An 8083-nucleotide genomic window follows, 5' to 3' on the forward strand; every position below is an offset into this window, starting at 1 on the left:
TACGGTATTAAAGATGCTATCGTTGCATATGCCAAAGAAAAAGAACAAAAGGAATGAACTAATAAATCACCTTCTTTTTTATTTTTTTGCCAGTCAGAAAGCAATATTTTGTGGTATTGCTTAGCTTCTATTAGTTGAAGTTAAGAGATTGAAGGACAAGCTAACCGCTTTAGTGGTTAGTAGCTGACAAAATATCCCAGCAATTATTCAGAAAACTTGTTATGGTGTTTATCGCAACTTTCGGTTTAAAGTTCATCTATGATGGAATGATTGTTCATCTTTAATTCAATTATAGATTTTTACTCTGGTAGTAATAACTTATAACTTTTGTAATAGCAACCGCCAGTAGACCAACAGCTACAGCTGTAAGTATAACCATGAATAGGTTCTCATTTTCTGCAAACTGCATCATACCATAGAAAAGTCCAGCACTTAATAATACACCTATTGCTATAAGAAGAATTATCGGGTTTTTGTTTGGTTTGTCGGTTACATCATTCATGTTCTTTAAGTCCAATTAGTTTTATAAATAAATTACTGAACACGGATTACTATACCTCTTAACAGACGTCCGAGTATGTCCTTGCCAGTGATTATCCGTTTTTCGCCTGTTTCCCTGTTCCAGTAGATAACAAGGTCTTTATCTATAACGTCATCTTCTGCATGTTCTGGGAAAACGATTAGCTGGTTAATAACTTTATCCAGTTTTGTATCCGGGTTTCTTACTACAATGGGTCTGTGTGCATATTTGAATGGATTAAATGTACCGGTTTTATAGATAGCATCTCTCAGGAAGGCATCAGAATCGATAGCCATTACAGGTTCATCATAAGAATCGGTAATTATAACCCATTTTTTACCAGAGGTTTGTAATTTCTGTAAAAAGGGGTCTGACGGGTCTCTGGTTATTTCTGGAAATACAGGGCGGTGTTCTTTGAAAGGTAATGTAATTATACTTTCAGGTTCAATGGTTGACCCTTCCTGGGATATAGGTATATCATCAATCTGCAGGAAATTGAGCGCCCCGAGGCCCTCCATTTTACCGATTTCGGTTCTTGAAGATTCAATGTGTTTTTCAAGCATTATTCTAAGATATTCTTCTTTGAAAAAGTGCATCCTTTCTTTACCAAGCCATTTGTCGAGCAAGAGTGCAGATGGTTTGGCTACCGGGTAAAGGATTATCTGATAGATTCTAACAAGTGGTGCCAGATGTCCACCGACTCTTAAGGCATGCCTTGTAAAATATGCCTGTGGAGCAATTTCTCCAATCAATGTTATACTAAATGTAGAAAACAGGAATGCTGTAGCTCCTGCCATTATAGAATTCGTAAGCAGTGTAACAAGAACATTGACAGACATATTCCCCCAAAGAAGAGTAGTTAAAAGAAAATTAGCATCACGCCTCAATCGCAGAATTTTAATGGCGCTTTTATGTCTGGTTTCAGCTTCTATTTCCAGCCCCAGACGGCTTAACCCGAAAAGTCCAATAGTTAGCCCTGAAAATATCGCTGACTGGGAAATACAGATTATAATAAGAGCCCATGTAATTATTTCATCCATTTTATTTCAGTAACCTCGAATCTTTTTAATCTTTCATCTAGAGATTTTCAGTTCCATAATATTTGCTAATTAATATATTATGTAGTTAGAAACTTTACTAACCTGCAACGAGTACTGGTAGGTATATGATTATTTATTATTTTTTAATTTATCCCCTGTATCAAGGACTTTGAGTGTAGTTTTCATCAATGCGTCCGGATTTAATGATATCGAGTCTATCCCCTCTTGTACTAGGAATTCAGCAAATTCAGGATAATCACTTGGTGCCTGTCCGCAGAGTCCGCTGTGCCGGTTATTCCTCTTAGATCCTTGGATGGCTGCACATACAATTTTCTTGATACCGGGATCTCTTTCATCAAACTCTTTGGCAAGAATATCCGAATCCCTGTCTATTCCTAATGTGAGCTGTGTGAGGTCATTGGAACCTATGGAAAATCCATCAAAATACTCACTGAATTCATCGATTAACAGTATATTATTTGGGATTTCACACATGACATAGACTTCAAGTCCGTTCTCTCCTCTTTTTAATCCATTGTTTTCCAGTTCTTTGATAACATTTCTGGCTTCTTTCGTTGTTCTGCAGAAAGGAATCATTATTATAAGATTGGTGAGCCCCATTTCATCTCTGACTCTTTTCATGGATTTGCATTCAAGTGCAAAACCTTCTCTATAATTCTCATGAGTATACCTTGATGCTCCTCTGAATCCAAGCATAGGGTTGTTCTCTTTAATTTCAAAAAACTCTCCACCGGTAAGATTCGCGTATTCATTTGATTTAAAATCGCTCATCCTGACGACAACAGGGTTTGGATAAAAAGCAGCTGCAAGCATACCTACACCTTGGGATAATTTGTCAACAAAGTATTCTTCTCTGCTCTTATAACCAGATGTCAGATCATTGATTTTTCTCATCACGTTTTTATCTTCTACTTTTTCTGGGTGAATCAGCGCCATAGGATGTACTTTTATATAACTTGAAATGATGAATTCCAGCCTGGCAAGTCCTACTCCATCGTTTGGGATTCTGGAATATGAAAAAGCTACTTCCGGGTTACCAATGTTCATCATCAGCTTGGTTTCGGGTCTGCCTATCTCTTTTAGACTGGTTTTTTCTACATTGTATGATAATTTACCATCATAGACGTAACCCACATCTCCTTCTGCACAGCTTACCGTTATATCATTCCCGGTCTGAATTTTTTCTGTTGCTTCTATTCCATTCTCATCCACTGCACCTACCACAGCAGGGATACCCAGTTCTCGGCTGACAATTGCCGCATGGGAAGTCCTTCCGCCTTTATTTGTTACAATTGCGCCGGCGGTTTTCATGACAGGTTCCCAGTCAGGTGTTGTGGTATCAGCAACCAGAATTTCTCCGGGTTTGAATAATGAAAGCTCCGAAACATCAGATACGACATGGGCTTTACCGGAGGCTATTTTGTCTCCGATGCTTTTACCTTTTACCACTATGTCTGACTTTTCTTCCAATATATAGGTTTCCAGGACGTTAAGGTCTTTCTGGGACTGTACAGTTTCAGGTCTTGCCTGTACTATAAAAATCTGCCCGGTTTCTCCGTCTTTTGCCCATTCTATATCCATGGGTTGTGATTTTCCGTAATGATTGGAATAATAATCCTCGATTTTGATTGCATAATCTGCAAGGGTTAATATTTCATCATCATTTATACAGAAACGTTTTCTATCAGCATCGGAAACATTTACATTCCTTGTTAATGCTTTGGATTCACCCCTTCCGTAAATCATCTTGATTTCTTTATTTCCAAGATACTTGCTAATTATGGAGTTGTATCCTTTTTTAAAGGTGGGCTTGAAAACATAGAATTCATCAGGGTTGACCTGTCCCTGCACAACATTTTCACCCAGTCCATAGGAACCAGTTATAAAAACCACATCCCTGAAACCGGTTTCAGTGTCAAGAGTGAATATCACACCACTTGAAGCAAGGTCTGAACGCACCATTTTCATGACTCCTATAGATAGACCCACTTTAAAGTGGTCGAAATTGTTGTTTTCACGGTATGTGATGGCGCGGTCTGTAAACAGGGAGGCAAAACATCGACTGCATGCATCTTTTAAGGAATGGTATCCATGTATGTTTAAATATGTCTCCTGTTGTCCAGCAAAAGATGCAGTAGGCAGGTCTTCTGCAGTGGCTGAGCTGCGGACTGCAACATCAGTATCAGGACCATACTGTTCACAGAGATAGTCATAGGCCTGTTTTATCTCATCCCACAGGTCGTCAGGTATTCCAGCGTCAAGTATTAAATTGCGGACTTTTTTTCCTCTTTGTGAAAGTTCTGTAACATCGGATATATCCAGACCTTTAATGATATTTTTCAGTTCGTCCTTTATTCCGCCTGATTCAAGAACATGCCAGTAGGCCTCTGCTGTAATTGCAAAACCGTTGGGTATATTTATACCCTGAGGAACTAGTTCCCGGTACATTTCACCAATAGATGCATTTTTACCCCCTACCACAGGAACATTATCGATTGTAATCTCTTCAAACCATTTAATGTATTTTTGTGACATGATTGCTCCCCAAGCTTAACATATTTATTTATTGGTATATAGGATATTTTCCTTATTTATAAAGATTGAAAGTAGAAAACCCTTTCTGATTATATCGTGATTTCCATCAAATCGGCAGCGATTTTTACATCATTTATATCCTTCAGGTTCTTTTTAAGATATTCAACACTTTCCTGTTCATGACCCTGCATATGAGGGTATAAGTGTGTCAAATACAAAATGGAAACATTGGGGTTGTAATGATTCATATATTCAACAAACATTTCTGGTGTAGTGTGGTTTGTAATATCGAATCCGTTTGGAAATGAGCATTCATGTATCAAAATGTCTGCATTATGTGACAAATCCATTATCGATTTACAGGGTTGTGTGTCGCCAGAATATACCATTACACTCCCACCAGATTCAACCCGATATCCAAGTGATGGAACACTGTGCATACCATCTGCACATGAGATATTACAACTTAATCCTGCTGGTGTGAAGCTGTCCCCTGCAGATATTTCTATCACGATGATATTGGATTTACCCTGAAGATATTCATAGACATCCAGTAAACTTTCAATCCATTCACTTGTGCCCACCGGACCGTATACCTTTATGTCGTTTTTATCGCAGAGCCAGTTGGCTTTTATAAGACACAGTACATCTGCAACATGGTCAAGGTGAAGATGAGATAGGACAACAGTATCAATATCTGTATGGCGGTATCTGCTCTCAAATATCCGGTTCAATATCCCGCATCCACAATCAAAAAGTATGGGTTTACCTTCGATTTCTACTACCATTCCTGACTGTACCCTGTCAGTTTGGGGTATGGCAACTCCTGTTCCAAGAAATGTTATATTCATAAATTACTATAATAAGGCTTAAGTAACTTAACTTTAATCATGGGTGTTGCTCAATAAAAACTTATAAATCCCACTTTATATCAGGTTTTGTTCCGCAGGTTTTAAAAACCCCTTTGCATATTCAAAGGTTGAATATCGAAAATGTAAACCTACAACCTGCGAGGGTTGCCGAGCCGGTCAAAGGCGCCAGACTTAAGATCTGGTACCGAAGGGTTGCGTGGGTTCGAATCCCACCCCTCGCATACTGTTTTGAATCATTTATATTCCAGTAATGCCCACTCTCTAAAAATTTACTTTTTCGATTCAACATCATGTAGAATTTAAGTGATTAAAATTGTGATTTTATAGTGTTCCAGAGGGCTTCCATTTTTTCTTTGGTTGTGCCAAGTGGAATTTCACAACCTGTGGAAAGAATAAAACCTTTGTTTGGAGCTGCATTCATACAACTTTCCACCTCATTTTTAATATTATCTAATGAACCATTACCAAACACATTTGGGTTAATGTTGCCCATCAAACAGATACCATGTTCTCCAAAATCCTTAAAACAATACCTGGGTCCACAGCCAATGTTTTTGTGATTGTGGCTTTTAATACAATCAACCCCATAACGTTTTTTAAGTGATTTGACATCACCGAAGGCAAAGTTCAAGGCATCTGGTTTCAGACCTGCGTCCATTTCATGGAATGCATGTTCAGCGCAATTGTGAGAGATTATGTACCCACCATTTTTATGGATGTGGTCGTAGAGCTTTTTCGTGTACTTATGAGCAAATTCATCAGCCATTTGCGGACTGAAAAGGTCTGCCGTGTTTTCCCCATTTTCAACTAAAAACCCATCTACACCTTCCTCTAGCATACGGTCAGCATATAAGATAGAACCCTCTGTAAGTATTTCAAGAAGGGAATGGACACTTTCTTTTTCTGTAATCATTTCCTCACAAAGTTTTACCATTTCTAAGGTCTGAGCAGCAAGCATTAAAGGAGAAAGTATGCTTCCTGTAATGAAAACCTCATCATTAAGTTCTCTTTTAAGTATGCTAATGGATTTAGAGACGGTTTCTACTCTTTCGGACTTTTTAATATCATTGGGTTTGATATTATCGTATTCTTTAGAAGATTTCAGTACATACTCAGCTATTGTAGGATATCTGTTCTCTTTTATATTTACATTCGTTCCAAGAGCTTCTGCCTCTACAAGTAGGCAACCCCATGGAGACATAACATTGTCGTGATGGTACATATTCCTTGCAAGTATCTGTGCTTTAGCAATACCTTCTGATGAATAATAAACATCTTTCATACTGGCATTCATACGTTTCAAAACTGCATCCCCTGCTCCAAACCACAGATATCCATATGGAACCCTGTCCACATCTTTCATTTCAAGAGCGTTAATAAACCTCTCTTTTGATGTCATTTCTCCTGTCATTTAGTCAATTCTCCTCTATATGTGTATGCTGAACCGCTGGATATTACTTTTGGTATTGTAAACTACCACTTGGCTAAACAGGGAACAAGTGGTAGTTCACGAGAAATGGAGCAGGAAGCAAACAGTTTTAACTGTTCTCTTTAAATCAAAACACTCTAAATTGAAAATTTAGAGTTGGAAGGACAATCTAACAGCTTGAACGGTTAGTAGCTGACTTGCAATAAATAGTTTTATAACCATAGCCTACCAAACTATTGATTATCGGAGTGGATATTATGAAGATAATCAAAGGTAGCGATCTTGGATTGGGGCTCAAATGCAATTATATGGCTATAGGCAGTTCTGCAGAAGAAGTTGAGAAAAAAATGTTTGATCATCTGGAAAAAGAACACAAAGAAGTTCTTGATAATATGGATGAGGATGATATTAAAGACCTCAAATACAGGATATCAACCCGTGCAGGTCGAAGCTGTGGGTGTGGAGCTATTTGATCATCTGAACTCAAAAACGCAAAATTGATACTTCTTTTCCTGTATTAAATTACATATTTTTGGGGCAGATAAATTGGTACAGATTAATCCCTGAAAGTGTGAGAACCGTAATTATCACCCCTGACAGGATTATTCCAGCAACTATAGCAGGAAATGAATGTCTTTTTTGAATACCGAATATAAAAGCAGCTATACAACCAGACCATGCACCTGTCATCGGAAGCGGCAGTGCTACAATCGGTATAAGTGCAATAGTTCCGTATTTTTCAAATTTTTCTGAATGGCATCTGCAGGTTTTTGAAAATAGTCTATCAAATAGAGCATCCAGAGTTTTAAATCTTCTCAGTTTGCGGGTAATTGCATCAAGTGATATCAGTACAGGGTATATTGGTACGATATTACCAGTAACTGCCAGAAAATAACTTACAAAAGGGTTCATTTTATACACAGTTATTGCGATAGGTATAGCACCTCTGAGCTCAGGGAATGGCATCATGCTTATACCCATAATTGAAATCCAGGATGGTATCGTTTCAAGAAGTCGGTTGATGATATCGGTAAATAACATATGTAATCTGGTATTTATTTATTATTCAGTATATCCTGTTATTCTATCTAAAAATTAGACATTCATAAAATTAACCACTATTAGTATCTATTTTCTATCAAGATCTTATAACCTTTTAAAAATCTGGGTTTTTAACATTGCAATCTTAATTTATCATTTGTATCCACCAAGAATTGATGAGGAATCATATGGTCCTACAGGATCGGGGTCGTATGCTGACTGCTCTCCCACGACTGAACAGCCTGTCCGACAATTAATGTTAAAGCAGATATATTCTACAAAGGGGTTTACCAAGTAACATAAATTATCAGTCCTAATCATTTATCTTATATCATTTGGTAGTATCCGTGTCTGGTTTTTGGATTATTGGATAAATGTCATTGGTAAATAACTTATTATTCATCTTATATTTATTTAAATATTAGATAAAATAAATTAATATTATCGAATTTTTTGACAAGCTCTAAACTCGTGGGCTTTTTCTACCCCTGCACCCCATCTCTCGTAAAAGGTTGAGGCTCTCAGGGTTCAAAAGAACCCCCACGATTCAGTCTTGGGAGAGCGGTCAGGAATCATTTCAAACCCTTACTTGCAAGGTGGTATGATAGAATTTGTTCAAGTCCTT

7 protein-coding genes and 1 tRNA gene are annotated in these 8083 nt (G+C 37.6%); 2 read left to right on the top strand and 6 right to left on the bottom strand.

The features are described 5' to 3' along the window. Positions 1-289 precede the first annotated feature (289 nt). The 4 genes from ACLFMM_RS07900 to ACLFMM_RS07915 all read right to left on the bottom strand — a co-directional run bounded on the left by ACLFMM_RS07900 (position 290) and on the right by ACLFMM_RS07915 (position 4967). Complete coding sequence (locus ACLFMM_RS07900; RefSeq protein WP_410808192.1) at positions 290-502, bottom strand: hypothetical protein; 213 nt, start codon at positions 500-502, stop codon at positions 290-292. Positions 503-534: 32 nt separating this feature from the next. Further along, positions 535-1560 (bottom strand): DUF21 domain-containing protein, encoded by a 1026-nt coding sequence (locus tag ACLFMM_RS07905; RefSeq protein ID WP_410808193.1) that lies wholly within the window; start codon positions 1558-1560, stop codon positions 535-537. A gap of 129 nt (positions 1561-1689) precedes the next feature. Then, positions 1690-4116, bottom strand: a complete 2427-nt coding sequence (gene ppsA, locus ACLFMM_RS07910; protein WP_410808194.1) for a phosphoenolpyruvate synthase — start codon at positions 4114-4116, stop codon at positions 1690-1692. An 89-nt stretch (positions 4117-4205) separates the two neighbouring features. Then, a complete protein-coding gene (locus ACLFMM_RS07915; protein ID WP_410808195.1) occupies positions 4206-4967 on the bottom strand; it encodes an MBL fold metallo-hydrolase in 762 nt (253 codons plus the stop codon). 158 nt (positions 4968-5125) lie between these two features. Here ACLFMM_RS07915 and ACLFMM_RS07920 point away from each other — a divergent pair. Further along, positions 5126-5209: transfer RNA gene (locus ACLFMM_RS07920), tRNA-Leu, on the top strand. A gap of 86 nt (positions 5210-5295) precedes the next feature. On the opposite strand, the gene ACLFMM_RS07925 is transcribed toward ACLFMM_RS07920, so the two are convergent. Beyond that, the gene (locus ACLFMM_RS07925) at positions 5296-6399 is read right to left on the bottom strand and encodes a uroporphyrinogen decarboxylase family protein (RefSeq protein ID WP_410808197.1); all 1104 of its coding nucleotides are present in this window, start codon (positions 6397-6399) and stop codon (positions 5296-5298) included. Positions 6400-6674: 275 nt separating this feature from the next. Between ACLFMM_RS07925 and ACLFMM_RS07930 the strand changes: the two genes are divergently transcribed. Next, entirely contained in the window at positions 6675-6890 is a 216-nt protein-coding gene (locus ACLFMM_RS07930; RefSeq protein ID WP_410808198.1) for a DUF1059 domain-containing protein, read from the top strand. A gap of 49 nt (positions 6891-6939) precedes the next feature. On the opposite strand, the gene ACLFMM_RS07935 is transcribed toward ACLFMM_RS07930, so the two are convergent. Further along, positions 6940-7458 (bottom strand): COG2426 family protein, encoded by a 519-nt coding sequence (locus ACLFMM_RS07935; protein ID WP_410808199.1) that lies wholly within the window; start codon positions 7456-7458, stop codon positions 6940-6942. Between the last annotated feature and the right edge of the window lie 625 nt (positions 7459-8083).

This window comes from Methanohalobium sp. (assembly GCF_046546175.1).
Taxonomy (GTDB): Archaea; Halobacteriota; Methanosarcinia; order Methanosarcinales; family Methanosarcinaceae; genus Methanohalobium.